Raw genomic sequence first — 26,257 nt, 5'->3', positions numbered from 1 at the left:
TCCTTCCTTAGGGTTAGTTCAACAATTGTAACACGCCTTGCGGCAAGGCGTTCGACTGGGCGATCATCGCCATGCCGGACTGGTTCAAGATGTTCAGGCGGGCGAAGTCCATCATCTCACGGGCCATGTCGGCGTCACGGATGCGCGACTCCGACGCCGTCAAGTTTTCCGAGCCGATCGTGACGACGCTCACGTTCGCCTCTAACCGGTTCTGGATGGCACCGAGCTTCGAGCGCTCGAGCGAGACGGCGTTGATGGCGGCATCGAACTTGGCGATGGCGTCCCCGGCGTCTGACGCCGTCAACACGCTGAGTCCGTCGATGCCGAGGGCACCGGCGCGCATGTCGGCGACGTTCAAGATGACGGCTTCACCGCTCCCGGCACCGACTTGGAAGAACAGCTCCTTCGCACCTTGCGTGTATTCACCGTTCATGATCTTTTTCGAGTTGAACTCGGTCGTCTCGGCGATGCGCGTCACTTCGGCGGTGAGCGCCGTGATCTCTTCTTGGATCGCTTTCGCGTCGTCGCCGCTGAGCGTCCCGTTCGACGCCTGTACCGACAGCTCACGCATCCGTTGGAGGAGGGCGTGCGTCTCGTTCATGCCACCCTCGAGCGTCTGCGTGAGCGAGATGCCGTCGAGCGTGTTGCGCTCGGCCATCGACAGCGAGTCGAGGCGCATGCGCATCTTCTCGGAGATGGCGAGCCCGGCCGCGTCATCGGACGCCTTGTTGATGCGGACGCCGCTCGAGAGACGGTCCATCGTCTTCTTCATCGACGCCTGGTTGAGCGAGAGCGACGTGTACGCCTTCAACGCCTGCACGTTATTGGTAATTTTCATAGCGGTTCCCTCCGATCGGTTGCGGTGTGAGTTTGGCGCGTTGCATCGCCTCGCCCCACGTTTTGTCAAGGTCGGTGGCGAGTGCGTGCAGCTCCTCGATTTTCGATAAGTCTTGTTCGATCAGCGCCTCGAGGCTCGACTTCGCCATATACAAATAAATCTCATCGAGTTGGGCCGAGATGATGCCGCCGTTGTCGTGGAGGCCTTGGTGCAGTTTCGCGAGCAGTTCGCGCGCCTGTCTGAGGTGGCGGTTCCGTTCGGCGATCGTCGCATCAAGCGCGAGTTCATAATGGTAAGTGAGGGCGTGGAGCATCGCTTGCGTCAGCTCTTCGGCGCTCATCTCATATAGTCGGTTCGGGTTCATCATTGTTCTCCTTTGAGTGAGTCAAGTTCTTCAATCAACAACAATACTTCGGCCATGACGTCATACAGCTCGGGCGGGATGGCGTCACCGAGGTCGAGGTCGAGCAGGTGGCCAAGGAGCGAATGGTCATGCTCGATGGCGACGCCGCGAGCTCTCGCCTCATCTAAAATTTTGTCGGCGACGGCGCCCGTCCCGCGGGCGACGATGACCGGGGCCCGGTCCGTCGACTCGTCGTAACGGACGACGGCGGCCGTCTTGCGTTTCGTCAAATCCATGCGTTGATACATGTCGGCCTCCTAAATCTTGAAGTCGTAACCGGTCGTCTTTGTTGCTACCGGCTCGGCTTCGACTTTCTCGGTCTTCGTCAATGGGCGGAACTGCGTCGTCACACTCTTATAGCCGATCGCCTCCAAAGTCGTCTCGATCTTTCCGAAGAGCGGGCGGGCGAGCGTCTCGACGCGCTTGTCGTCGTGTTCGAGCGTCAGGCGCAAATTGCGGTCGATCGCCTCTAGCTTGACGGCGATCTCACCGAGCCGTGGCGTCTCGAGCCGGAAGTAGAGGACGCTGTTCTCCCAGTCGACGACGTCGCCGGCTTCCCGGTTTTGGATGTGGACGTGGATGCCGGTGTCGATCTCTTGCACTTTCGCCGGCAAGGCGAGGAGGAGCTGATGCAACTGTCCGCCGTCGAGCCGGTTGAGCGTCTGTTGGACTTGGAAGAACGAGACGAGGCGGGCGGCCTCAGGCGTTGCCGCATCCGCTTTGACGGCCAGGCTCGACGCCTGGACGCGTTGCGCCGTTTCTTGGATGACGCGGCCCGACAGCTGTTGGTCGAGCTTGAACGGCGGTACTTTCGCGATCTCACCGGCGCGGGTCGCACCATGCGGGATATATTCGAACCGGACGTGGTTCGGCACGTACCGGAAGTCGTTCAACGCAGCGCGCACTTCTTTGATCAGCGCGGCGCTCTCGGCCGGCTTCGTCGCGAGGAGGCCGAGCGCGACGTCGAGTTTCGCCGTCATCGAGACGAGCGCTTTCTCTTGCGTCGCGTCCGTATGTAATAGCGCGTCGGTCTTCTGGATGAGTTGCGTCAGCCGGGTCGACACCGTCTCTAAGGCGGGACGGGCGATGTGCGGGCTCTTCTCGACGAGCGCGGCGACTTGGCCGAGCTGTTTCGTCACGGTCGCCTGTTCGTTTCGGAACGTGTTCGTCACGGTCGCGAGATGGCTCGTCACTTCCTTGACGACGACTTGGCGTCCGGACGGGAGCGGGATCGTCTCCCGCGGCTCAAGCCGGTTCGGCTGCGGGGCGGGTACGTCGCGCATGATGCGGTCGACCGTCTCCGGCGTCGGCGTCACGCGCTCGCTCACGGGCCGGGACAAGTTGACGAGTTCGACGAACCGTTCTTTTTGCGGATACGGCGCCTCCGGTGAAGGGGGCTTCAGCTGTTGCCGGGCCTCGACGAGCGTCGAGGCGGCAATCGTATTTTGGACGTCACGGGGGACGTCCGGCGTGTCGATTGTTTTCAATAGAAGAATCGCGTCGCGCATGTCGCCTTTCATCGCCGTCTCGAGCAGGCGGACCGTGTCCTCGTTCATCGGCAGGCGCCCTGTCTGGAGCAGGCGGCTGACGGCGCTCCGCACTTCGGGCGGGAGCGCGGCGAGCAGCGTCTGAATCTTCGTGTCGAGCTTCGCCGGTTGACTGACCGGTTCCGCCTCTTCTTTCGCCGGGACGACCGTCGCGAGGAGCGTGCCGTCCTGTTCGGCGAGCGTCACGTGGAACGGGTTCGTCTTCGGCATGCCGTCCTTGAACGTGAGTTCCATTTCTTCCCCGTTGATCTTGACGATGGCCGTGTCGGGGCCGGTCTGTTTGACGAGCTCGGCCTTATAGATCCGGTTCGTCTGGATACCGGCGCTCGCCGCGATGAGGGCGGCCGGATGGGCTTGGATTTGCATAGTTGTCACCTCGACCAATATATCGACCTCTTTTTCAAAAAGTGAAGCGAATCGGACAAGAAAAAAACCTCCCGTCGGACGACGGAAGGCGGGTCAAGATTCGAGCGCGGGGCTCAAGTTCAGTTGTTGGAACCGGGCGACGAGTTCACCCGTCGCTTTCAATTGATTCTTCAGGACGTACGCGGTCGCGTTCGTCTGGATCCGGTGGTCGTCAGTCGTGACGATGATCCCGTTCGGATTCCCTTCGACGCTGATGATCTCACGGACGTGGGACCAGGCGTACCATTCGCAGTCGTCGCGTTTCGGCGATTTCGTCGGGAAGAAGACGAGCCCGGTCGATGGTTCGATGACGACGGGCACTTTCCCTTTGACGCCGGCGACGCGCTTGGCGACGAAGATCCGTTCCTCGATCGAGCTGTTGTACTGGCGGCAAGAGAGCTGCAGCAACTGGTACGGCCGGAGCGGGGTCGTGATTTCGGTGCCATCCTCGAGAATGATCCGCGACTGCTTCATCATGTCAAAGCAAGGCAGGATCGCCACGGTTCGCTTCGTGATGCGGTATTTTTCCTCGGAATAGTAGGGGCGCATACGCTGCACCATCCTCCTCGTATTGGATTTTCAGGATCGGCTACTTGATAAACGGCACAAACCTAAATCATCTCTTCCATGATATATCACAAAAAATGTAAATTCAATAAGCCAATATGAAAAGTAGGGAAATACAATTCCAATGTAAGCCAAAAAGCAAAACGTTTGCAAAATATTGAGAAAGTGTTTGTCACGCCACCCAGAAGGTGGTAAGATTACCGATAGAGGGCAAGCCTCTGTATTCTTCAATGGTGAAAGGAATGGATTTACACATGGTAGGTAAAGTAAAATGGTTTAACTCAGAAAAAGGTTTTGGTTTCATCGAAGTAGAAGGCGGCAAAGACGTTTTCGTACACTTCTCTGCAATCCAAACTGACGGCTACAAATCACTTGACGAAGGTCAAGAGGTAGAGTTTGAAATCGTTGATGGCGAGCGTGGCCCACAAGCGGCTAACGTTGTAAAATTATAATTTCAAACCGTGAGCCGGCTCCCGCGTGGAGCCGGCTTTTTTTGTGCGTCGTTTTATTTTCCTCAAATAGTGACTTTCTCCAAAAAATCGCGTTTAAAAATACGTGGAACGGGTAGTTTCTTTTTATACCAACCGATTCAGCGGCGAGACGGATCATTCGGAACAAAATTGTCATTATTTTCTGATGATAACGTTTTCAAAGTAAACGGATTCGGGGTATACTAAATATGAGCCACCTGGTTCCACTTTCTTTTCAGAAATGAAGCAGGAGATTCCGTCACATGCGACGAATCATTGGGTCAAGCGGTTATTTTAAGGAGGAGTTCAGATGATTTATAACATTCGCGGCGAAAACATTGAAGTCACACCAGCCATCCAAGACTATGTCGAGAAAAAGCTGGAGAAGTTGACTCGGTATTTCACAACTCCTACGGATGCACAGACGGCTTACGTCAACTTGAAAGTGTACAACGAAAAGCAAAAAGTAGAAGTCACGATTCCGATGCCGAACTTGTTGCTTCGTGCTGAAGAGACGAACCTCGATATGTACGCGGCGATCGACCTCGTCGTCGACAAGTTGGAGCGTCAAATCCGTAAACACAAAACGAAACTCAACCGTAAAGGACGCGCCAAAGAAGGCGGGATCGGCGAGTACTTCAAAGCACTCGAAGGCCCGGATGACGTGGCAGTGTATGACGATGAAGAGTCAGAGCTCGAACTCGTCCGGACGAAGCGTTTCACGCTCAAACCGATGGACACGGAAGAAGCAATCCTGCAGATGGATATGCTCGGCCACAGTTTCTTCGTCTTCTCAGACGCCGAGACGGGCAACACGAACGTCGTCTACCGTCGAAAAGACGGCAAATACGGCTTGATCGAACCAGAATGATCTCAACCTAACAATCACACGGCCTCCCTCCATGGGAGGCCGTTTCGTTTTGCCTTTCCTTGAAAGCACGGGTAACTTCGGTTAAACTGTACATTAGGGAAAAAACATGCATTTTAGAGGAATGCTGAGGAGATATGAGTATGGCGAACTTTTTGAAAGATTTATTTGCTCCACAGAAACGGATACTGAAAAAAGCAGAGAAAGCGGCCGATCTCGTCGAGTCGTTCGCTGAGCCGATCAAGGCGTTGTCTGACGAACAGTTGCAGGCGAAGTCTGAAGAGTTCCGCGGCCGTCTCGCCAAAGGTGAGACGCTCGACGATATCCTCCCGGAAGCGTTCGCGGTCTGCCGCGAGGCGTCAGAGCGTGTACTCGGAATGCGGCACTACCGCGTTCAGCTCATCGGGGGCTACGTGCTCCATAACGGCGACATCGCCGAGATGAAGACAGGGGAAGGGAAGACGCTCGTCGCGACGCTCCCTGTCTATTTGAACGCACTTACGGGCCGCGGCGTCCACGTCGTCACGGTCAACGAATATTTGGCGAAGCGTGACAAAGAACTGATGGAACCGCTCTACTTCGCCCTCGGCCTCTCGGTCGGGCTGAACGTCTCGAACATGGGACGCGAAGAGAAGCAGGCGGCGTACAACTGTGACATCACGTACTCGACGAACAACGAGCTCGGTTTCGACTATTTGCGTGACAACATGGTCCTTTATAAGGAAGACCGTGTCCAGCGCGAGCTTTACTTCACGATCGTCGATGAAGTCGACTCGATTCTCGTCGATGAGGCGCGGACCCCGCTCATCATCTCGGGATCGGCACAAAAATCGACCGAGCTCTACACGCGCGCCGATGCGTTCGTCCGGACGCTCAAAGTCGAGGACGACTACACGGTCGACGTGAAGACGAAATCGGTGCTCTTGACGGATAAAGGGGTCGACCTCGCCGAGAAGTTCTTCGGCATCGACAACTTGTTCGCAATCGAGCACGTCTCGGTCAACCATCACGTCGGGCTCGCCCTTCGCGCGAACGCCGTCATGCATCACGACGTCGATTACATGATCCGTGACGGTCAAGTCATGATCATCGACCAGTTCACGGGTCGTGTCATGGACGGGCGTCGCTACTCGGAAGGCCTGCACCAGGCGATCGAGGCGAAAGAAGGCGTCGAGATCCAGCGTGAGTCGATGACGCTCGCGACGATCACGTACCAGAACTACTTCCGCATGTATGAGAAGCTCGCCGGGATGACCGGTACGGCGAAGACGGAGGAAGAAGAGTTCCGTAACATCTACAACATGCAAGTCGTGACGATCCCGACGAACAAACCGATTTTGCGGGACGATAGCTCCGACCTCATCTTCAAATCGATGGAAGGCAAGTTCAAGGCCGTTGTCGAGGAGATCACGGCAGCGCACGCGACAGGCCAACCGGTGCTCGTCGGGACGGTCGCGGTCGAGACGTCTGAGTACTTGAGCAAGCTCTTGTCGAAGAAGAAGATCAAGCATGAAGTATTGAACGCGAAGAACCACGCCCGTGAGGCCGAGATCATCGAGAACGCCGGTCAAAAAGGCGCGGTCACGATCGCGACGAACATGGCCGGACGCGGAACCGACATCAAGCTCGGCGAAGGCGTCATCGAGCTCGGCGGTCTGTACATCGTCGGCACCGAGCGCCACGAGTCGCGCCGGATCGATAACCAGCTCCGTGGACGGGCCGGTCGTCAAGGGGACCCGGGTAAATCCCAGTTCTACTTGTCGCTCGAAGATGAGCTCATGCGCCGCTTCGGTACCGACAGCCTCCAGAGCATGATGGAGCGCCTCGGCATGGACGACACGCAACCGATCGAGAGCCGCATGGTGTCGAAAGCGGTCGAGTCGGCCCAAAAACGCGTCGAAGGCAACAACTATGACGCGCGGAAACAGTTGCTCGGCTACGACAACGTCATGGCCGACCAGCGGAAGGTCATGTACAAAGACCGGGCCAGCATCCTCGAGAACGAGTCGGTGTCTGACATCGTCCGCTCGATGATCCGTGAGACGGTCGAGGCCGGTGTGGCGCAATACACGCCGCTCGAACTCGTCCCTGAGGAATGGAACATCGAGGAGCTCGCGCACTGGTCGAACCAGACGCTCGCACTCGAGACGACGGTCGAAGGGAAAGACTTCTTCGGTAAAGAACGTGAAGAGATCACGGAGCTCCTCTTGGAGCGGGCGAACGCCCAATACGAGGCGAAGCGTCAACTCGCGCCGCCTGAGCGGTTCAACGAGTTCGAGAAGATCATCGTCCTCCGTGCCGTCGATTCGCACTGGATGTCGCACATCGACCATATGGACCAGCTCCGCCAAGGGATCCACTTGCGCGCTTACGGTCAGAACGACCCGCTCCGCGAGTACCAGGCGGAAGGGATCAACATGTTCGATGCGATGAACGTCGCCATCTCCGAGGAAGTGACCGGTTTCGTGCTCCGCGCCGAAGTCGGCGACAACCTCCGACGCGAGAAAGTCGTCGAGGAGGAAGTGGCGGTGTCTGGCAAGGACGACACGCCGGTGAAGAAAAAGCCGGTCCGTCGCTCTGAAGACCAACGGCTCGGGCGCAACGACCCGTGCTGGTGTGGTTCAGGCAAGAAGTTCAAAAACTGCCACGGCAAACAACAGGCTTAATTTCAAAGAGGCGAGCCAGCTCGCCTCTTTCCTACGGAAAGGTGACTTACACTATGGAAATTTCAGATATTCGGAACGAACTTGAGGCGATGGCGAAACGTCTCGAGAATTATCGCCAATCGCTCAACCTGTCAGAGAAACAGGCGCGCATCGCCGAGCTTGAGAACGAGATGACTTACCCGGACTTCTGGGACAGCCAAGAGAAGGCGCAAAAAGTCATCGACGAGTCGAACGCGCTCAAAGCGATGGTCGACAAGTACCAAGAGCTCGCCGACGGACACGAGGACGGCGAAGTGACGCTCGAACTCATCAAAGAAGAGCCGGACGCCGAGATGCAAGACGATCTCTCGGAGATGGTCACGGCGCTCAAAGCCGATTTCGACGCGTTCGAGCTCGAGATCTTGTTGAACGGTCCGTATGACGCCAACAACGCCATCCTCGAGTTGCATCCGGGCGCGGGCGGCACCGAGTCGCAAGACTGGGCGTCGATGCTCCTTCGCATGTATCAGCGATTCGCGGACAAGCAAGGCTGGAAAGTCGTCACGGTCGACTACTTGCCGGGTGAAGAGGCGGGCGTCAAGTCGGTCACGCTTCAAATCATCGGGCACAACGCCTACGGTTATTTGAAGGCGGAGAAAGGGATTCACCGTTTGGTGCGTATCTCGCCGTTCGACTCATCAGGCCGCCGTCATACGTCGTTCGTCTCATGCGACGTCATGCCGGAGTTCGATGACGACATCGAGATCGACATCAAGACCGAGGACCTTCGCGTCGACACGTATCGCGCGTCAGGCGCCGGCGGTCAGCACATCAACACGACCGATTCGGCCGTCCGGATCACGCACGTGCCGACGGGTGTCGTCGTCTCGTGTCAGACCGAGCGCTCGCAGATCAAAAACCGCGAGTCGGCGATGAAGATGCTCAAGGCGAAGCTTTACCAACGTGAACTCGACGAGCAACAACGCAAGCTCGACGAGATTCGCGGTGAGAAAACGGACATCGGCTGGGGCAGCCAGATCCGTTCATACGTCTTCCACCCGTACGCGATGGTCAAAGACCACCGCACGAGCTATGAAGTCGGAAACACGGGCGGCGTCATGGATGGGGACATCATGGGCTTCATCGACGCGTACCTCCGCAAGACAAATATGTGATGCATGTGGCTCAAAGACGGACGTCTTTGGGCCACGTTGTATGTAGAGGAGAAAACCTTTAATGAAGCAAATCGTCAAAGACTATATTTATTTACTGACCGGGTCCGTGTTCGTCGCCTCGGCGTTCAGTTTGTTTTTACTTCCGAACAACCTCGCCTCGGGCGGCGTGAGCGGGATCTCGATCATCACGTACGAGCTGTTCGGCATCTCGCCGGGGGCGTTCCAGCTCGTGGCGAACGTGTTGCTCCTCCTCATCGGTTGGATGATCCTCGGGCTCGGCTTCGGCGTCAAGTCACTCGTCGGCTCGATCTTCTTGCCGGGCGTCATCTTGTTCTATGAACTGATCGACGCTGGTGCCGCCGTGAACGATACGCTGCTCGCGGCCGTGTTCGGCGGGGCGGGTGTCGGGATCGGGCTCGGCCTCATCTTCCGCGGGCGCGCCTCGACCGGCGGGATGGACTTGATCGCCCAGATCCTACATAAGTTCACGCACATCCCGCTCTACTTGTGCATCGCCATCCTCGACGGGGCGGTCGTCCTCGTCGCCGCCGTCACGTTCTCGTTCACGACGGGGCTGTATGCGCTCATCGCCCTGTTCATCACGATCAAGATGATCGACTTCGTCCAACTCGGTTTCACGCAAGACAAGATGGCGTACGTCATCTCGGAGCAGCGTGACGTCATCACGCGCGCCGTCTTCGACGAGCTCGACCGCGGGGCGACAGAGATTCAGGCGATCGGTGCCTACTCGCGCCTCGACCGTCCGATGCTTCTCGTCGTCGTCCGCCAAAACGAGGTGAGCCGGTTGAAAGAGATCATCCGCCGCATCGACCCCGAGGCGTTCCTCGTCTTCAGCGAGGCGCACGAGGTGATGGGGCAAGGGTTCACGTCGGACAAGCGTTACATCAACGTGCCGTAAGTTGTGGAATCTTTGTGTACTTTTCGTGAGATTAGGTTAGAAAGCGGTTCAGAACGGCTATAATGGTAATTGTAGGTTATTTCTACAACTTAGGAGGGGAACCTTATATGAAGAAGTGGATGATGGCCATCGGCCTCGGCGCCATGCTCACGCTCGGTGCGTGCGGCGGCGGCGATGAGGAAGACACGTCAAGCAACGGGGATACAGGCTCGAACACGGCGTCGGTCGACGCGGAAGCGGTATACGCACAAAACTGTGCGGCTTGTCACGGCGCGAACTTGGAAGGCATGAGCGGTCCGGCGTTGACAGACGTCGGTGCACGATTGTCAGCTGAAGAGATTGAAGGGATCATTCGCAACGGGAAAGGCGCGATGCCTGCGAACGTCATTCAAGATGACGACGAGATCACAGCCGTATCGGCTTGGCTCGCTGAGAAGAAATAATGATGGGACCACGGCGGTGACCGTGGTTTTTTTTGTTTCAAATTCCTAATATGTTGGTAAAAAAACAATAACAACTTCAGAACGGAGAGGGTCATGGTGAAAACGAAACTGATCGATTGGCCGACGTTTGTCGGTGCATTTTGCTTACTTATTGCGGTGACGCTGCCGCTCGTCTTGTTCCCGGAGGCAGGGAAGGCGTGGGTCGGCGCCGCCAACACGTTCATGACCCAAAACTTTGGCATGCTGTACTTGGCGATGGGACTCGGCGCGTTCGGGTTCTTGATTTTTGTCGCCTTCAGCAAGAACGGACACGTCAAACTCGGGCGTGAGGACGAGGAACCCGAGTTCAGCACGTTCTCGTGGGCGGCGATGTTGTTCGCGGCCGGCATCGGCTCGAGCATCTTGTATTGGTCGGTCATCGAATGGGTGTATTACTACCAAGGGCCGCCGTTCGGGGTCACACCGGAGTCGACCGAGGCGATCCAATGGGCGACGGCGTACGGCATCTTCCACTGGGGTCCGATCGCCTGGGCGATTTACACGCTGCCGGCGCTGCCGATCGCTTACTTCTTTTATGTGCGGCGCAAGTCTGTGCTCAAAGTGAGCGAGGCCGTCCGGCCGGTCATCGGCAAATGGGCGGACGGGCCAGTCGGGAAGTTGATCGACATCTTGTTCATCTTCGGGCTCCTCGGCGGGGCCGGGACGACGCTCGCGCTCGGTACCCCGATGATCGCCGAAGGGGTGAACGAGATCACCGGCATCCCGGTCACGCTCGGTATGCAGGCCGTCATCATGCTCATCTGTACGGCGATCTTCGCCGTCAGCTCGTATGTCGGGCTCAAGCGCGGCATCAAAGTGCTCAGTGACTTGAACATCTGGCTGTCGTTATCGATTCTCGCTTTCGTGTTCATCTTCGGGCCGACGAGGTTCATCATGGAGACGACGTTCAACTCGGTCGGCATCCTGCTCGACAACTTCTTCCTCATGGCGACGTGGATGGAGCCGTTCGGAAATCTCGGCGGCTTCAACGAGACAGGGTTCCCCGAGGCGTGGACGGTGTTCTACTGGGCGTGGTGGCTCGTCTATGCGCCGTTCGTCGGCCTGTTCGTCGCCCGGATCTCCCGGGGACGGACGATTCGCGGTATGATCATCGGGACGATGGTGTACGGGACGTTCGGCTGCATCCTGTTCTTCGGCATCCTCGGCAACTTCGGACTGTACATGCACTTGACCGGGGCGTTCGACGTCATCGGCTACATGGAGACGTACGGGCCGCCGGCGACAATCATCGCCATCATCGGGCTGCTCCCGTTCGGCAAGGTCGTCGTCGCCGTCTTCACGCTCCTCGCCATCATCTTTCTCGCGACGACGTTCGACTCGTCGTCGTACATCTTGGCGTCGGTCACCCAAAAACACGTCGAGGACGAGCCGCTCGTCTGGAACCGGCTGTTCTGGGCGTTCGCGCTTTGCATCATGCCGCTAACGCTCATGTTCCTAGGCGGGCTCGACACGCTCCAGACGGCGAGCATTGTCGGCGGGTTCCCGCTCATCTTTATCATGATCCTCCTCGCCTGGTCGTTCATGCGCGTCTCGGGCAAGGATATCCGGGCGTCGGAAGAGTATGAATCGCCGACGATCCACATCAAGTACCGGAAGAAAAAACGGTCGCCGTTCGATGCGTTGAAAGAAAAACCACCTGAATAAATGAGGGGCGTCCATCTCGATGGGCGCCTTTTGAATATTTCTTTCATATAATATGGCGAATCGGTGAAGTGGACGTTCGGCGCGACAATTTCCCACCGAACTCAACGGAACTGAAACACTCCTGTAATGGTGTTTTAAAAGTCGGGTTGTTATAATTGTAGGCGCTTGTACTACCGCCTTGGCTCATATTGCCGCCGGGTGCAACGTGAAAGCGTGCCTTGACAGCGCGCCGCGTTTCCTGTAGAATATAGGCTAGACGAAATATACAGTTACTAAAACAATGGACATTCGTCATAGATGCATGAAAAATATACAAAAAGGGTAGGGAATACGTTATGATTTCGATGCAAAAAGTCAGCAAAGTGTATCCGAACGGCGTCGTCGCCGTCGATGACCTCGACATAGAGATCCAAGACGGCGAATTTCTATACGTCGTCGGACCTTCCGGCGCCGGGAAATCGACGTTTATGAAGATGATTTATCGGGAGGAGAAGCCATCGAGCGGTCAACTGTTGATCGACGGCATCAACGTCGGCAAGTTGAAGAACCGCCACGTGCCGAAACTCCGTCGCCAACTCGGCGTCATCTTCCAAGACTATAAATTATTGCCGTCGCTCACCGTGTACGAGAACGTCGCCTTCGCCCTCGAAGTCGTCCAAGCCGACGCGAGCACGATCCGCAAACAAGTGATGGACGTGTTGAACCTCGTCGGGTTGAAGAGCAAAGCGCGCAACTATCCGGATGAACTGTCGGGTGGGGAGCAACAGCGCGTCTCGATCGCCCGTGCCATCGTCAACAAGCCGAAGCTCATCATCGCCGACGAGCCGACCGGTAACTTAGACCCGGACACGGCGTGGGGCATCATGGAAGTGTTCGAAGAGATCCACCGCCGTGGGGCGACGATCGTCATGGCGACACACAACCGTGACATCGTCGACAAGATTCGTCATCGCGTCATCGCGATCGAGAACGGAAAAGTCGTCCGTGACGAAGAGAAAGGAGCATACGGCTATGATATTTAAAAGTGGACTCCGTCACTTACGGGAAGGGTTCAAAGGAACACTTCGCAACGGGTGGATGTCGTTTGCGGCCATCAGTGCCGTCACGATCACATTGTTACTCGTCGGGGTATTCGCCCTCGTCATGTTCAACGTCAACGAGATCTCACAAAACGTCGAGAACGACGTCGAGATCCAAGTGTTCGTCACCCGTACCGCCGAAGAGGCGAACGTCGAACAGCTCGGGCAAAACATCGAACAGATCCCCGGCGTCGAATCGGTAGTGTTCAGCTCGAAAGATGACGAGCTCGAAAACTTCCGCAACCAGTTAGGGGAAGACGCGAACGCGTACGGCGCGGTCGAGAAAGACAACCCGCTCCACGACCGCTACATCGTCAAGGCGTCAGACCCGCTCGAGACCGAGACGGTCGCCGATGCGGTCCAGTCGCTTGAGAACGTCGATAGAGTCACGTATGGACAGGACTATATCGACAAGATGTTCGCCTTCTTCAACGGGATCCGCATCGGCGGACTCGTGTTGATCGTCGGGCTCACGCTCATGGCCATGTTCCTCATCTCGAACACGATCAAGATGACGATCTTCTCACGTCGCCGTGAGATCGAGATCATGCGTCTCGTCGGGGCGAAAAACGGCTTCATCCGTTGGCCGTTCTTCATCGAAGGACTCCTCCTCGGTGTTCTCGGTGCGCTCATCCCGATCGCCGTCGTCTATTTCGGTTACGACGTCGCATATAGTGCTTTACAACCATCGCTAGATCAATTGAATAGTGATATATTTAAGTTGATTGATCCATCGACGCTCACGACGCAAGTGTCGCTCGTCTTGCTTGCGCTCGGCGCGTTCATCGGGATCTGGGGATCGACGACATCGCTCGGTCGATTCTTAAAAGTCTAACTTAAATGATGAGGGGGAGTTGGCGGATGAAACGTTCGCTCGCGCTTGGATTATGTATGACGTTACTCGCCGCGCCGGTCATGGCGACGGAGAAAGAGACGTTACGGGAACGACAAGATCGTCTGTCCAAACAGCTAGAGGCATCGAAAAAAGCGCATGCCGAGACGGACGCCGAGCTCGAGTTGACCGAAGCCGAGCGTGACGCGGTGTCGACCGAGGTCCGCGCCGTCAACGAACGGCTCGATAGCCTCAGCGAACAGATCGCCGTCCAGCAGTCAGAGGCGGACGAGGCTCGTGCCGAACTCGAGGCGACCCGCCGCCAACTCGCTGCCCAAGAGCAGTACCTCGAAGGCCAAAAGGCGCTCCTTAGTGAGCGTCTTCGTGTGCTTCAAATTCATGAGGACCGGTCCTATCTCCAAGTCATTTTCGAGTCCCGTTCATTCGGTGACTTCGTGGCGCGCCTAGTGACGGCGCAATCGATCGCGGAACAGGACCGGGACCTCATACATACGTTCATGACCGAAGTCGACCGGCTCGAATCGCTCGAGACGGCGCAACGGACGCAACTGTCGTTCGTCAAACAAAAAGAGCGTGAGCTCGTCATCACGAAACAAGCACTCGACCGTGCCGCTGAAGAGAAGCGGGCGTTGCTGTCGGAGCTAAACGATCAAGTCGAGCTACTCGAACTCGAACAGATGACGCGCGAGGAAGAACAAGCGCTCATGGATGAACAGCGCCGCATCATCGCCGGTCAGCTCGAGGCGATCGCCGTCGCCGAACGCGAGGCGGCCGAAGCGGAAGCGAGAAGACAAGCGGAAGCGAAAGCGGCCGCTGAGGCACAGGCGAAAGCAGAGGCAGAGGCACGAGCACGTCAAGAGGCCGAGGCCAAAGCCGCGGCGGACGCGAAGTCGAATACGACTCCTGCCGCGCCACCCGTCCCACCTGTTGAAGTGACCGAGAACGTGACGGCGCCTGTGTCGACGTTCGTCCGTCCCGTCTCCGGGTATGTCTCGAGCCGCTTCGGCCCGCGGGCGAACCCGCTCACCGGCGCCCCGGAGTCGCATCGCGGCATCGACATCGTCAACGCGACCGGCACCCCGGTCGTTTCGGCGGCACCAGGCATCGTCATCAAGGCGGCGCCGGCGACCGGTTACGGCAACGTCGTCTTCGTCTCCCACGTGATCCAAGGTCAAGTGTGGACGACGGTGTACGGCCATCTTGATTCGATCACGGTCGCGCCAGGACAGACACTGAGCGCCGGTCAGACGGTCGGTACGCTCGGCAACACCGGCTGGTCGACCGGACCGCATCTTCATTTCGAGCTTCACCGAGGTGAATGGGCACCAGGGCAACCGAACGCGGTCAACCCGGGTCCATATATCGGCTACTAACTGACGGACGCGTCCCCAAATGTGTGGAACGCGTCTTTTCTTCTAAACTTTTTGCTATACTGAATGAAAGACTGACAAAGAGAAATGAGGGACTACCCGTGAAAAATTCAACCGCTGGACTACTCGCCGGCGCCACATTCGTCGCCGGGGCCGGTGCAGGCCTCGCGACGATGGCGTTTACCGATACGGCCGCTTTACCGACCGCGATCCAACCTCGCAGTGAGGGTTGGGACAAAGTCGAACAAGTGCGCAAACTCATCGAGGCACACTCGCTAAAAGATATATCAGACGAAGCGTTGCTCATCGGGGCGCTCGACGGCATGACCGCAGCACTCGATGACCCGTACTCTGACTTCCTCGACGCGGAAGAAACGTCCCAATTCACCGACTCGATCGAGTCGAGTTTTGAAGGAATCGGCGCGACTTTGGAGAAGAAAGGAGAAGACATCTTAATCGTCGCTCCAATCAAAGGGGCGCCGGCCGAAGCGGCCGGGCTCCGTCCAGGAGATGTCATCACGGCCGTCGACGGCGAGTCGATTGAAGGGATGGCCGTCGAAGAGGCGGTCCGCCTCATCCGCGGGGAGAAAGGGACGGTCGTGACGCTCACGATTCGCCGAGGCGGCCAAGAGGCCGACTACGAGATCACGCGTGACACGATCCCGATTGAGACGGTGACGTCGGAAGTGAAAGAAGAGGGCGGTAAAAAAATCGGGTACTTGCAAGTGACGCAGTTCTCGGAACCGACCGATGAGGAGTTTTTAGCGCAACTCGAAGAGCTCGAGAGCCAAGACATCGATAGTCTCATCATTGACGTGCGCGGCAACCCGGGCGGTCTCTTGCCGTCGGTCATCACGATGGTCGAAGGGTTCGTCCCGACGGAAAAGCCGGTCGTCCAAATCGAGAACGCCAAAGGGGAGCGCGAATCGCAGAGCGGCCGCGCCCGTGAGGCGAAACCGTACGGACTGTTCGTCTTGACGGACGAAGGCTCGGCCTCCGCGTCCGAGATTCTCGCCGGTGCGCTCAAAGAAGGCGCCGGTGCGACCGTGATCGGCAACAAGACGTTCGGCAAAGGTGTCGTCCAGACGGCGTTCGACTTAGAGGACGGCAGCAACTTGAAGCTGACGACGAGCAAATGGCTCACACCGGACGGCAATTGGATCAACGAGAAAGGAATCGAGCCGGACATCGAGGTCAACCAACCGGATTATTTCAGCGTCAACCGGATCTTAGCCGAGACGGACACGCTCGAGGTCGGCGATTACGGCGATTCGGTATCGAACCTGCATACCGTCTTAGAAGGCCTCGGCTACGAGCCGGGCGGTCAGCCGGGCTATTACGGTGACACGATGGCCCGCGCCGTCTCCGCTTTCCAAGAAGACAACAACTTGACGTCGAGCGGGGTCGTCGATGAGGACACGGCTTCGGCGCTCGAATCGCGTCTACTTGAAGTCATCCAAGACGAGGCGAACGATGCCCAGTTGAACCGTGCGCTCGAAGAAGCTGCAAAATAAGGATTAGGGAAAGGATTGGACACGTGTGGACGTTCTACGAATGAGTGTATCTGTTTTGTTGACTTTGATCGGTAGTCCGCTGCTCTGGGTGACGCTCGTCGCCCTCGCTTACATATCCATGACACGCATCAAACGAGAGCGGGCGATGTTTCGGTCGCGCCGGCGCTCGCCGAAGTCAGACTGGCGCCACTTCATTTGGCCGAGTCTGCTCCTCGCCGTGCTCGGCTCGATCGCGACGATCTTGCTCGAGACGACCGTCAACGTCGAGTGGCTCATCACGTTCACCGTCCTGTACGCCCTCGTCGTATTGACGATGCATCCGCGCTTTGGCAGTCCGGCGTTCCCGTTTTTGGTCATGCTCGTGGCGGTCGCGCTTCGAGACGTCGTCTCGTACGGACCGCTCGACCGTGTCGTCGAACGGGTCGCTGAAGTCGACTGGCCGGTGTACGCGCTCGTTTTCGGAATCGTCACGCTCGCCGAGGCGATTCTCTTGCGCTGGAACGGGAACGTCGAGACGTCGCCGACGCTCATCTTGTCCAAACGTGGACAGTTCATCGGCGGCCACGTCGTCAAGCGGCTTTGGTTTTTCCCGCTCGTCGTGTTCCTTCCGCCATCGTTCGGATTCGAAGGGCCGGTCCCGGTCATCTTGCCGATCCCGATCGGGGTGAGCCTGTTGTCGACGGGCGCGCTCCCACGGACGCTGCTCGGTCGGTTGAGCCTGTATCGGGGCGTCCTCGCCATCGTCGCGCTCGGCTTGTACGGGGTATCGTACGTGTCTGACGTGCCGTATGCCGGTTACGTCCTGATTGCCCTCTACGTGCTCTATGAGCTCGCCTTACAGCTCATCAAACGCGAGAACCGCGCGACGACGCCGGTGTTCATTAACGGCAACCGCGGGGCGGTCATCGTCGACACGCTCCCGGGCTCACCGGGCGAGACGATGCAGCTCATCCCGGGCGAGTCGATCTATAAAGTGAACGGTACGGTCATCACGGGCGGGAGCAGCTTCTATGAGGCGCTCCAAATCCATAAGCCTTACATCAAGCTCGAGGTGCTCAACTTGAACGGGGACATCCGCTTCGTGCAACGGGCGATGTACGAGACCGACCCGCACGAGCTCGGCATCTTGTTCGTCGGAGAGCCGATGAGCCCACGGCTTCGGTTACGCAAACTATAAATGGTCCATGAAAAAGGGAGCCTCCGCGGAGGCTCCCTTTCGTGTGCTTACGATTCAAGTTTTGACGGTTTGAAGCCCATCGTCGCTTCGACGGCGTGCTGCCAACCTTTGTAGAGATTTTCGCGGTGCGACTCGTCCATGCTCGGTTCGAACTGTTGGTCGAGTTTCCACTGTTGCTTGATTTCCGCTTGGTCTTTCCAGAATCCGACGGCAAGACCGGCGAGGTAGGCGGCCCCGAGTGCCGTCGTCTCGCTCACTTCCGGCCGCTCGACCGGGACGTCCAAGATATCAGCCTGGAACTGCATGAGGAAGTTGTTGTTGACCGCGCCACCATCGACACGGAGCGTTTTCAACTCGATCCCTGAGTCTTGTTCCATCGCCGTCAAGACGTCACGCGTCTGATAGGCGAGCGACTCGAGCGTCGCCCGGACGAAGTGTTCTTTCTCGGTACCGCGCGTGAGGCCGAAGATGGCGCCGCGGACGTCCGAGTTCCAGTACGGTGCACCGAGACCGACGAAGGCAGGGACGACGTAGACGCCGTCTGTCGTCTCGACCCGGTTGGCGTACTGTTCCGTATCTTTCGCCGACTTGAGCATCCGGAGACCGTCGCGCAGCCATTGGATGGCCGAACCGGCGACGAAGATCGATCCTTCGAGCGCATACTCGACTTTCCCATCGTAGCCCCAGGCGATCGTCGTCAACAGGCCATGGTCCGATTTGACGGCTTCCTCGCCCGTGTTCATGAGCATGAAGCAACCCGTGCCGTACGTGTTTTTCCCTTCGCCTGAATCGAAGCACGCTTGCCCGAACAAGGCGGCCTGTTGGTCACCAGCGGCGCCGGCGATCGGTACTTCGAAGCCGAAGAAGTGGTACGGGATCGTATGGGCGTACACTTCACTCGATGGCTTGACTTCCGGGAGCATCGATTTTGGTACAGTGAGGATGTCGAGGAGCTCGTCATCCCACTTTTGCTCATAGATGTTGTACATGAGCGTACGTGACGCGTTCGAGTAGTCGGTGACGTGGGCGTGGCCGCCGGAAAGTTTCCAGATGAGCCACGTGTCGATCGTCCCGAAGAGGAGCTCGCCGTTGTCCGCTTTCTCACGGGCGCCGTCGACGTTGTCGAGGATCCATTTCACTTTCGTCCCTGAGAAGTAGGCGTCAATCAATAACCCCGTCTTGTCACGGAACAAGTCGGCGTGGCCCGCTTCTTTCAGTTCGTCACAAATGCCGGCCGTTTGACGCGATTGCCAGACGACGGCGTTATAGACCGGACGTCCCGTCTCTTTTTCCCACACGACGGCTGTTTCCCGTTGGTTCGTGATCCCGATGGCCGCGATCTCTTTCGGGTCGATGTCGGCCGAACCGAACGCCTCGGCCATGACGGCGAGGACAGAACCCCAGATCTCGTTGGCGTTATGCTCGACCCAGCCTGGTTTCGGGAAGTATTGCTTGAACTCGCGCTGGGCGGTCGTGACGATTTTGCCGTCGTGGTCGAAGATGATGGCGCGTGAGCTTGTCGTGCCTTGGTCAAGTGCTAAAATATAACGTTTTTCTTTATCCATGAAATAGTGCCTCCTTAGAAGTTGTGATTATGGGACGAGAATGCCATAGACGAGGGCGGCGATGACGGCACCGATGATCGGTCCGACGACCGGGATCCAAGAGTAGCCCCAATCTGACGTCCCTTTCCCTTTGATCGGGAGTATCGCATGTGCAATCCGCGGACCGAGGTCACGGGCCGGGTTGATCGCATAACCGGTCGTGCCCCCGAGCGAGAGACCGATCGAAACGATCAAGAAGGCGACGATTAACGGATTCAAGCCATCGGCGAACGTGTTCGCCCCGAACGATAGAAGTCCGAACACGAGGACGAACGTCCCGATGATCTCTGAGACCAAGTTGAACGGCGTGTTGCGGATACCTGGTGCGGTCGAGAACGTCGCAAGTTTGGCACCCGGATCGTCCGTCACGTCATAGTGCGGTTTGTAGTGGACATACACGAGGACGGCCCCGATGAACGCCCCGATGAACTGGGCGAGAATGTACATCGGTACGTCGGCCCAAGGAAATGCCCCGCTCGTCGCAAGACCGATCGTGACGGCCGGGTTGATGTGCGCCCCTCCGTAAATACCGGCGGCGTAAACCCCGACCATGACGGCGAAGCCCCAACCGAACGTGATGACGATCCAGCCTGCATTCTCCGCTTTTGAATGACGGAGGACGACGCCGGCGACGACACCGTTACCGAGCAAAATGAGTAACATCGTCCCGATAATTTCACTGACAAATGCTGACATGTGATACTCCCCTTTCCCATATTGAATTTTGACTTACCACTTCATTATATCCCCCAATTGAAAGCGCTTCAAAACCAAGATATTCAAAAAAACCACTTTTTCATGTCGCAAGTGGTTTTTACTGGGTGACCCGCTTGAAGAAATCGACGCTGATTGCGACGAGGAACAAGCAGAGTACAGCTAAGCTGGCGTAGGAAAGAGGTGTCCATAGCGCCGCCGTCAAATCGAGTGAAATCGACAAGATGACGGCGATATAGAGGAAGCCGAGCCGGCGCGAGATCTCTTTCTCGCGATAACGGCCCGTGAGCGCCGCCCCGACCGGCGCGCCGATGAATGCCCCGAGAAGCAACGCCGCCGGCACGATGTAATCGAGCTGGAGCGACGGAAGATAACCGGCGAGGCCGCCGAGCGCGATGAACAAGACGGCGGCAAGGCTCGTCCCGACCGCACGGTGTGAGGAGAACCCGAGCCAACTGACGAGAAGCGGAACGATGAGGAAGCCGCCACCGATGCCGAGGAGCGCCGACAACAGGCCGGCGACAGCCCCGATCGTGACCCCGGCGAGAAGAGGCGAGCGCTTCGGTTTTGGTTTTGATGTTTTCTTTAACAGCGTAACGGCAAAATAAGATAGGATAGCCAAATAGAAAATATTGAGCAACCAATCGTACGTCCCCGAGATGGTGAGGACGAGGCGGCTCGACAGTTGTGCCGTCACGGCACCGACGAGTCCGATCGTCACACCCGTCGGCCATGACACGTTGCCGAGCGACGTATGCTTTTTCGCACCTGACAGGCTCGTTCCGACGACGAACAGAAGGGACGTCGCGACGGCCTCGGCCGCCGTATAGCCGTTGAAGAGGAGCACCGGGACGATGATGACACCGCCGCCGATGCCGAAGAAGCCGGACAACGCGCCGACGAGGGCACCGAGCGGGATGAAGAGCAATGACCACATGATGACCAACTCGTTTCTCAGTAGATTCACTTTTCATCATACTGAAAAGCGGGACGGTTTGGGAAGCGTGTCAGAAGCGAATATTTGTTCGTGTATGTGCTATAATCAAGTCAATATGCAAGGAACAGAAAGCGAGGAATATACATGGACAAGATCAACGTTCCGTTCGAATTACAATCGGAATACAGTCCGGCAGGTGACCAGCCGGAGGCGATTCGAGAGCTCGTCGAAGGGGTCAACCGAGGTGATCGTTACCAGACGCTGCTCGGTGCGACGGGTACCGGTAAGACGTTCACCGTGTCGAACGTCATCCAAGAAGTGAAGAAGCCGACGCTCGTCCTAGCCCACAACAAGACGCTCGCCGGCCAACTCTATTCCGAGTTCAAAGAGTTTTTCCCGAACAACGCCGTCGAATATTTCGTCAGCTATTACGATTACTATCAGCCGGAGGCGTACGTGCCGTCGACCGACACGTTCATCGAGAAAGACGCCTCGATCAACGACGAGATCGACAAGCTCCGCCACTCGGCGACGTCGGCCTTGTTCGAGCGGGAAGACGTCATCATCGTCGCCTCGGTATCGTGCATCTACGGTCTCGGTAACCCGGAAGAGTATAACAGTCTCGTCTTGAGCCTCCGGGTCGGGAAAGAGCTCGGACGTGACCAGATGCTCCGCAAGCTGATCGACATTCAATACGAGCGGAACGACATCGATTTCCAGCGCGGCCGGTTCCGTGTGCGCGGAGACGTCGTCGAGATTTTCCCGGCCTCACGCGACGAGCAGTGCTTGCGCGTCGAGTTTTTCGGTGATGAGATCGACCGCATCCGTGAGATGGACCCGCTCACCGGTGAGATCATCGCCGACCGGGAACACGTCTCAATCTTCCCGGCATCCCACTTCGTCACCCGCGACGAGAAGCTGCAAAAAGCGATCGTCAACATCGAGGCCGAGCTTGAAGAGCAGCTCGCGAAGTTCCGGGAGGAAGGAAAACTGCTCGAAGCGCAACGGCTCGAGCAGCGGACGAACTATGACCTCGAGATGATGCGTGAGATGGGCTACTGCTCAGGCATCGAGAACTATTCGCGACACTTGAACTTGACGGAGGCAGGGGCGACGCCATACACGCTCATCGACTACTTCCCGAAAGACTTCTTGCTCGTCGCCGATGAGTCGCACGTGACGCTCCCGCAAGTGCGCGGGATGTACAACGGAGACCAGGCCCGGAAACAAGTGCTCGTCGATCACGGCTTCCGGTTGCCATCGGCGAAAGACAACCGACCGCTCAAATTCGATGAGTTCGAGAAGAAGCTCAGTCAAGCGATCTTCATCTCGGCGACGCCGGGGCCGTATGAGCTCGAACATACACCGCATATGGTCGAACAGATCATCCGGCCGACGGGACTCCTCGACCCGACGATCGAGATCCACCCGATCAAAGGCCAAATCGATTACTTGATGGACCAAATCCGCGAACGCATCAAACGCGACGAGCGCGTCCTCGTGACGACGCTCACGAAGAAGATGGCCGAAGACTTATCGGACTATCTCCGGGAGGCGGGCATCAAGGTCAACTATATGCACTCGGAAATCAAGACGCTCGAGCGGATTGAGATCATCCGTGACCTGCGCCTCGGCAAGTACGACGTCCTCGTCGGCATCAACTTGCTCCGGGAAGGGCTCGATATCCCGGAAGTGAGTCTCGTCACGATCCTCGACGCCGACAAGGAAGGGTTCCTCCGTTCGGACCGTTCGCTCATCCAGACGATCGGCCGGGCGGCGCGGAACTCGAACGGTCACGTCATCTTGTTCGCCGACAAGATGACCGACTCGATGACACGGGCGATCGAAGAGACCGACCGCCGGCGTTCGATCCAACAGGCGTACAACGAAGAACACGGCATCACGCCGCAGACGATCCGCAAAGAAGTGCGCGGCGTCATCCGCGCGACGGTCGATGCCGAGGAAGAAGTGCTCGAGTCGCTCAGCTCGATGAAACCGGCCGAGCGCGAGGCGGCGATCGCCAAACTAGAAGAAGAGATGAAACAAGCGGCCCGCGACCTCCAGTTCGAACGGGCGGCCGAATTGCGTGACTTAATCTTGGAGTTGAAGGTAGGGAGTTAAATGGCTGAAAAGAAAAATGCGATCGTCATCAAAGGGGCGCGCGTCAACAACTTGAAAAACATCGATATCGAGATCCCGCGGGACCAGCTCGTCGTCTTGACGGGCTTGTCCGGTTCAGGGAAGTCCTCGCTCGCGTTCGACACGATTTACGCCGAAGGGCAGCGCCGTTATGTTGAGAGCTTGTCCGCTTACGCCCGTCAGTTCCTCGGACAGATGGACAAACCGGACGTCGACACGATTGAAGGCCTCAGTCCGGCCATCTCGATTGATCAAAAGACGACGAGCCGGAACCCGCGCTCGACGGTCGGGACGGTCACCGAGATTTACGATTACTTACGGCTCTTGTTCGCCCGCATCGGCAAACCGGTCTGTCCGAACCACGGCATCGAGATCTCGAGCCAGACGATCTCGCAAATGGTCGACCAAGTGATGGAGCTTCCAGAGAAGACGCGTCTGCAGATCTTGGCGCCGATCGTCTCCGGGCGAAAAGGGACGCACGTCAAAGTGTTCGACTCACTCAAGAAAGAAGGGTTCGTCCGTGTCCGCGTCAACGGGGAGACGGTCGAATTGACCGAGGACATCGAACTCGACAAAAACAAGAAGCATTCGATCGAAGTCGTCGTCGACCGGCTCGTCGTCCGACCAGACGTCGAAGGGCGTCTCGCCGACTCACTCGAGACGGCGCTCCGACTCGCCGACGGCCGGGCCATCATCGACAAGATGGACGGGAGCGAGCTGTTGTTCAGCGAGCATCACGCCTGCCCGATTTGCGGCTTCTCGATCGGTGAGCTCGAACCGCGCATGTTCTCGTTCAACTCACCGTTCGGCGCTTGTCCGACGTGTGACGGTCTCGGCACGAAACTCGACGTCGACCCGGAACTCGTCATCCCGGACCCGACGAAGACGTTGAAAGAAGGCGCGGTCGCCGCGTGGCAACCGACGAGTTCGCAATACTATCCGCAACTGCTCGCCGCGATGTGCAACCACTTCGACATCGACATGGACGTGCCGTTCGAACGGCTGTCGGAACGAGACCAAAACCTCGTCTTGAAAGGGACGGACGAAGAGTCGTTCTTGTTCCGCTATGAGAACGACTTCGGTCAAGTCCGGACGAACACGATCTTCTTCGAAGGGGTGCTCCGCAACATCGAGCGCCGCTATAAAGAGACGACGTCCGACTATATCCGTGAACAGATGGAGATGTACATGGCGACACACGCCTGTCCGACGTGCAACGGCTATCGTCTGAAAGAAGAGACGCTCGCCGTCAAGATCACGGGGCAACATATCGGGCACGTGACCGAGCTGTCCGTCGTCAACGCCATCAAGCTGTTCGATTCGATCATGAACGAGCTGAGCGAGAAAGACATCGCCATCGCGCGCCTGATCTTGCAAGAGATTTGCGAGCGGCTCAGTTTCCTCAACAACGTCGGGCTCGACTACTTGACGCTGTCACGGGCGGCCGGGACGCTCTCGGGCGGGGAAGCGCAACGGATCCGTCTCGCCACGCAAATCGGTTCACGGCTCACGGGCGTCTTGTACGTCTTGGACGAGCCGTCGATCGGGCTTCATCAGCGTGACAACGACCGCTTGATCGCGACGCTCAAGCAGATGCGCGACATCGGCAACACGCTCATCGTCGTCGAGCATGATGAGGACACGATGATGGAAGCCGACTACTTGATCGACATCGGACCGGGGGCGGGCGAGCATGGGGGCGAAGTCATCGCCGCCGGCACGCCGAAGCAGCTCATGAAAAACCGAAAATCGCTCACCGGTCAATATTTGGCCGGCAAGAAGTTCATCCCGCTCCCGGCGGAACGGAAAGTGCCGGACGAACGGTTCCTCAAAATCTTGAAGGCGGAAGAGAACAACTTGAAAGGGGTCGACGTCTCGATCCCGCTCGGCATGTTCATCGCCGTGACGGGCGTCTCCGGTTCAGGGAAGTCGACGCTCATCAACGAGATTTTGTACAAGTCGCTCGCCCATCATATCAACCGGGCCAAGGCGAAGCCAGGGAAACACAAGAAGATTGAAGGGCTCGACCAGATTGACAAAGTCATCGACATCGACCAGTCCCCGATCGGACGGACGCCGCGATCGAACCCGGCGACGTACACGGGCGTGTTCGACGATATCCGCGACGTGTTCGCCACGACGAACGAGGCGAAGATGCGCGGCTATAAGAAAGGCCGCTTCAGTTTCAACGTCAAAGGCGGACGCTGCGAGGCGTGCCGCGGGGACGGCATCATCAAGATTGAGATGCACTTCCTCCCTGACGTGTACGTCCCGTGTGAGGTGTGTCACGGGAAACGCTATAACCGCGAGACGCTCGAAGTGAAGTACAAAGGCAAGACGATCGCCGACGTGCTCGACATGACGATCGAGGAAGGACTCGACTTCTTTGACAAAATTCCGAAAATTAAGCGGAAGATCCAGACGATCCATGACGTCGGTCTCGGCTACATGAAACTCGGCCAACCGGCGACCGAGCTGTCGGGCGGGGAGGCGCAACGCGTCAAGCTCGCCTCCGAGCTCCATAAACGGTCGACCGGGAAGACGATTTACATTTTGGACGAACCGACGACCGGGCTCCACGTCGACGATATCGCGCGCTTGTTGAAAGTGCTGCAGCGTCTCGTCGAGAACGGGGACACGGTGCTCGTCATCGAGCATAACCTCGACGTCATCAAGTCGGCCGACTACTTGATCGACCTCGGTCCGGAAGGCGGAGACGGCGGCGGGATGATCGTCGCCACGGGGACGCCGGAAGAAGTCGCCGAAGTGACGGGTTCTTACACCGGCAAGTATTTGAAGCCGGTGTTAGAGCGCGATGCGGCTCGGGCGAAACCGAAAGCAGGAAAACGGAAGTAAGGTATAGAAATGATGAGAAACGGGAACATG

Annotated in this window: 22 protein-coding genes; 14 read left to right on the top strand and 8 right to left on the bottom strand. The window is 57.6% G+C overall.

Features of this window, described 5'->3' with window-relative positions:
• Positions 1 to 13 precede the first annotated feature (13 nt).
• The 5 genes from L971_RS04005 to L971_RS03985 all read right to left on the bottom strand — a co-directional run bounded on the left by L971_RS04005 (position 14) and on the right by L971_RS03985 (position 3,742).
• Positions 14 to 838, bottom strand: a complete 825-nt coding sequence (locus L971_RS04005; RefSeq protein WP_029334572.1) for a flagellin — start codon at positions 836 to 838, stop codon at positions 14 to 16.
• The gene (locus L971_RS04000) at positions 822 to 1,202 is read right to left on the bottom strand and encodes a flagellar protein FliS (protein ID WP_047374408.1); all 381 of its coding nucleotides are present in this window, start codon (positions 1,200 to 1,202) and stop codon (positions 822 to 824) included. The genes L971_RS04005 and L971_RS04000 overlap by 17 nt, the downstream gene beginning before the upstream one ends.
• Positions 1,202 to 1,489 (bottom strand): EscU/YscU/HrcU family type III secretion system export apparatus switch protein, encoded by a 288-nt coding sequence (locus L971_RS03995; protein ID WP_034803928.1) that lies wholly within the window; start codon positions 1,487 to 1,489, stop codon positions 1,202 to 1,204. The genes L971_RS04000 and L971_RS03995 overlap by 1 nt, the downstream gene beginning before the upstream one ends.
• Before the next feature lie 9 nt (positions 1,490 to 1,498).
• Complete coding sequence (locus tag L971_RS03990; protein WP_231557557.1) at positions 1,499 to 3,154, bottom strand: hypothetical protein; 1,656 nt, start codon at positions 3,152 to 3,154, stop codon at positions 1,499 to 1,501.
• 93 nt (positions 3,155 to 3,247) lie between these two features.
• Positions 3,248 to 3,742 carry a competence protein ComK gene (locus tag L971_RS03985; protein ID WP_024370456.1) on the bottom strand — a complete coding sequence of 165 codons (495 nt, stop codon included), beginning with the start codon at positions 3,740 to 3,742 and terminating at the stop codon, positions 3,248 to 3,250.
• Between the two features lie 272 nt (positions 3,743 to 4,014).
• On the opposite strand from L971_RS03985, the gene cspD reads away from it, so the two are divergent.
• The 12 genes from cspD to L971_RS03925 all read left to right on the top strand — a co-directional run bounded on the left by cspD (position 4,015) and on the right by L971_RS03925 (position 17,977).
• Positions 4,015 to 4,212, top strand: coding sequence for a cold-shock protein CspD (gene cspD / locus L971_RS03980; RefSeq protein WP_024370455.1), 198 nt, complete (start codon positions 4,015 to 4,017; stop codon positions 4,210 to 4,212).
• Positions 4,213 to 4,540: 328 nt separating this feature from the next.
• Positions 4,541 to 5,101: a ribosome hibernation-promoting factor, HPF/YfiA family gene (gene hpf / locus L971_RS03975; RefSeq protein WP_029334576.1), complete on the top strand. Its 561-nt coding sequence runs from the start codon at positions 4,541 to 4,543 to the stop codon at positions 5,099 to 5,101.
• Between the two features lie 140 nt (positions 5,102 to 5,241).
• The gene (gene secA, locus L971_RS03970; protein ID WP_047374404.1) at positions 5,242 to 7,764 is read left to right on the top strand and encodes a preprotein translocase subunit SecA; all 2,523 of its coding nucleotides are present in this window, start codon (positions 5,242 to 5,244) and stop codon (positions 7,762 to 7,764) included.
• A 53-nt stretch (positions 7,765 to 7,817) separates the two neighbouring features.
• The gene (gene prfB, locus L971_RS03965; protein ID WP_024370452.1) at positions 7,818 to 8,918 is read left to right on the top strand and encodes a peptide chain release factor 2; all 1,101 of its coding nucleotides are present in this window, start codon (positions 7,818 to 7,820) and stop codon (positions 8,916 to 8,918) included.
• A gap of 61 nt (positions 8,919 to 8,979) precedes the next feature.
• Positions 8,980 to 9,837 carry a YitT family protein gene (locus L971_RS03960; RefSeq protein ID WP_024370451.1) on the top strand — a complete coding sequence of 286 codons (858 nt, stop codon included), beginning with the start codon at positions 8,980 to 8,982 and terminating at the stop codon, positions 9,835 to 9,837.
• A gap of 107 nt (positions 9,838 to 9,944) precedes the next feature.
• Positions 9,945 to 10,280, top strand: coding sequence for a cytochrome c551 (gene cccB, locus L971_RS03955; RefSeq protein WP_029334577.1), 336 nt, complete (start codon positions 9,945 to 9,947; stop codon positions 10,278 to 10,280).
• Positions 10,281 to 10,376: 96 nt separating this feature from the next.
• On the top strand, positions 10,377 to 11,984 hold the full coding sequence (locus L971_RS03950; RefSeq protein ID WP_024370449.1) for a BCCT family transporter: 1,608 nt from the start codon (positions 10,377 to 10,379) through the stop codon (positions 11,982 to 11,984).
• 335 nt (positions 11,985 to 12,319) lie between these two features.
• Complete coding sequence (ftsE, locus tag L971_RS03945) at positions 12,320 to 13,006, top strand: cell division ATP-binding protein FtsE (RefSeq protein ID WP_029334581.1); 687 nt, start codon at positions 12,320 to 12,322, stop codon at positions 13,004 to 13,006.
• A complete protein-coding gene (gene ftsX, locus L971_RS03940) occupies positions 12,996 to 13,898 on the top strand; it encodes a permease-like cell division protein FtsX (RefSeq protein WP_024370447.1) in 903 nt (300 codons plus the stop codon). The genes ftsE and ftsX overlap by 11 nt, the downstream gene beginning before the upstream one ends.
• Positions 13,899 to 13,924: 26 nt before the next feature.
• Positions 13,925 to 15,289 carry a murein hydrolase activator EnvC gene (locus L971_RS03935; RefSeq protein ID WP_047374402.1) on the top strand — a complete coding sequence of 455 codons (1,365 nt, stop codon included), beginning with the start codon at positions 13,925 to 13,927 and terminating at the stop codon, positions 15,287 to 15,289.
• A gap of 98 nt (positions 15,290 to 15,387) precedes the next feature.
• Positions 15,388 to 16,800, top strand: coding sequence for a S41 family peptidase (locus L971_RS03930; RefSeq protein WP_047374399.1), 1,413 nt, complete (start codon positions 15,388 to 15,390; stop codon positions 16,798 to 16,800).
• Between the two features lie 40 nt (positions 16,801 to 16,840).
• Positions 16,841 to 17,977 (top strand): membrane protein, encoded by a 1,137-nt coding sequence (locus tag L971_RS03925; RefSeq protein WP_047374397.1) that lies wholly within the window; start codon positions 16,841 to 16,843, stop codon positions 17,975 to 17,977.
• Between the two features lie 47 nt (positions 17,978 to 18,024).
• On the opposite strand, the gene glpK is transcribed toward L971_RS03925, so the two are convergent.
• The 3 genes from glpK to L971_RS03910 all read right to left on the bottom strand — a co-directional run bounded on the left by glpK (position 18,025) and on the right by L971_RS03910 (position 21,232).
• Positions 18,025 to 19,542, bottom strand: coding sequence for a glycerol kinase GlpK (gene glpK, locus L971_RS03920; protein ID WP_024370443.1), 1,518 nt, complete (start codon positions 19,540 to 19,542; stop codon positions 18,025 to 18,027).
• A gap of 27 nt (positions 19,543 to 19,569) precedes the next feature.
• Positions 19,570 to 20,277 (bottom strand): MIP/aquaporin family protein, encoded by a 708-nt coding sequence (locus L971_RS03915; RefSeq protein WP_047374395.1) that lies wholly within the window; start codon positions 20,275 to 20,277, stop codon positions 19,570 to 19,572.
• A 118-nt stretch (positions 20,278 to 20,395) separates the two neighbouring features.
• On the bottom strand, positions 20,396 to 21,232 hold the full coding sequence (locus L971_RS03910) for a sulfite exporter TauE/SafE family protein (protein ID WP_052200258.1): 837 nt from the start codon (positions 21,230 to 21,232) through the stop codon (positions 20,396 to 20,398).
• A 144-nt stretch (positions 21,233 to 21,376) separates the two neighbouring features.
• Here L971_RS03910 and uvrB point away from each other — a divergent pair, with 144 nt between their 5' ends.
• Together uvrB and uvrA are read left to right on the top strand one after the other, a co-directional pair.
• Complete coding sequence (gene uvrB, locus L971_RS03905) at positions 21,377 to 23,353, top strand: excinuclease ABC subunit UvrB (protein ID WP_029334587.1); 1,977 nt, start codon at positions 21,377 to 21,379, stop codon at positions 23,351 to 23,353.
• Positions 23,354 to 26,227, top strand: a complete 2,874-nt coding sequence (gene uvrA, locus L971_RS03900) for an excinuclease ABC subunit UvrA (protein ID WP_047374393.1) — start codon at positions 23,354 to 23,356, stop codon at positions 26,225 to 26,227.
• Positions 26,228 to 26,257 lie beyond the last annotated feature (30 nt).

Source organism: Exiguobacterium sp. ZOR0005 (genome assembly GCF_000798975.1).
GTDB lineage: Bacteria > Bacillota > Bacilli > Exiguobacteriales > Exiguobacteriaceae > Exiguobacterium > Exiguobacterium aurantiacum.
This window is presented reverse-complemented; position numbering and strand designations above follow the sequence as displayed.

Coding starts and splice junctions, on each gene's coding strand:
- L971_RS04005 (WP_029334572.1), bottom strand. CDS start 838: ATGAAAATTACCAATAACGTGCAGGCGTTGAAGGCGTACACGTCGCTC.
- L971_RS04000 (WP_047374408.1), bottom strand. CDS start 1,202: ATGAACCCGAACCGACTATATGAGATGAGCGCCGAAGAGCTGACGCAA.
- L971_RS03995 (WP_034803928.1), bottom strand. CDS start 1,489: ATGTATCAACGCATGGATTTGACGAAACGCAAGACGGCCGCCGTCGTC.
- L971_RS03990 (WP_231557557.1), bottom strand. CDS start 3,154: ATGCAAATCCAAGCCCATCCGGCCGCCCTCATCGCGGCGAGCGCCGGT.
- L971_RS03985 (WP_024370456.1), bottom strand. CDS start 3,742: ATGCGCCCCTACTATTCCGAGGAAAAATACCGCATCACGAAGCGAACC.
- cspD (WP_024370455.1), top strand. CDS start 4,015: ATGGTAGGTAAAGTAAAATGGTTTAACTCAGAAAAAGGTTTTGGTTTC.
- hpf (WP_029334576.1), top strand. CDS start 4,541: ATGATTTATAACATTCGCGGCGAAAACATTGAAGTCACACCAGCCATC.
- secA (WP_047374404.1), top strand. CDS start 5,242: ATGGCGAACTTTTTGAAAGATTTATTTGCTCCACAGAAACGGATACTG.
- prfB (WP_024370452.1), top strand. CDS start 7,818: ATGGAAATTTCAGATATTCGGAACGAACTTGAGGCGATGGCGAAACGT.
- L971_RS03960 (WP_024370451.1), top strand. CDS start 8,980: ATGAAGCAAATCGTCAAAGACTATATTTATTTACTGACCGGGTCCGTG.
- cccB (WP_029334577.1), top strand. CDS start 9,945: ATGAAGAAGTGGATGATGGCCATCGGCCTCGGCGCCATGCTCACGCTC.
- ftsE (WP_029334581.1), top strand. CDS start 12,320: ATGATTTCGATGCAAAAAGTCAGCAAAGTGTATCCGAACGGCGTCGTC.
- ftsX (WP_024370447.1), top strand. CDS start 12,996: ATGATATTTAAAAGTGGACTCCGTCACTTACGGGAAGGGTTCAAAGGA.
- L971_RS03935 (WP_047374402.1), top strand. CDS start 13,925: ATGAAACGTTCGCTCGCGCTTGGATTATGTATGACGTTACTCGCCGCG.
- L971_RS03925 (WP_047374397.1), top strand. CDS start 16,841: ATGAGTGTATCTGTTTTGTTGACTTTGATCGGTAGTCCGCTGCTCTGG.
- glpK (WP_024370443.1), bottom strand. CDS start 19,542: ATGGATAAAGAAAAACGTTATATTTTAGCACTTGACCAAGGCACGACA.
- L971_RS03915 (WP_047374395.1), bottom strand. CDS start 20,277: ATGTCAGCATTTGTCAGTGAAATTATCGGGACGATGTTACTCATTTTG.
- L971_RS03910 (WP_052200258.1), bottom strand. CDS start 21,232: ATGTGGTCATTGCTCTTCATCCCGCTCGGTGCCCTCGTCGGCGCGTTG.
- uvrB (WP_029334587.1), top strand. CDS start 21,377: ATGGACAAGATCAACGTTCCGTTCGAATTACAATCGGAATACAGTCCG.
- uvrA (WP_047374393.1), top strand. CDS start 23,354: ATGGCTGAAAAGAAAAATGCGATCGTCATCAAAGGGGCGCGCGTCAAC.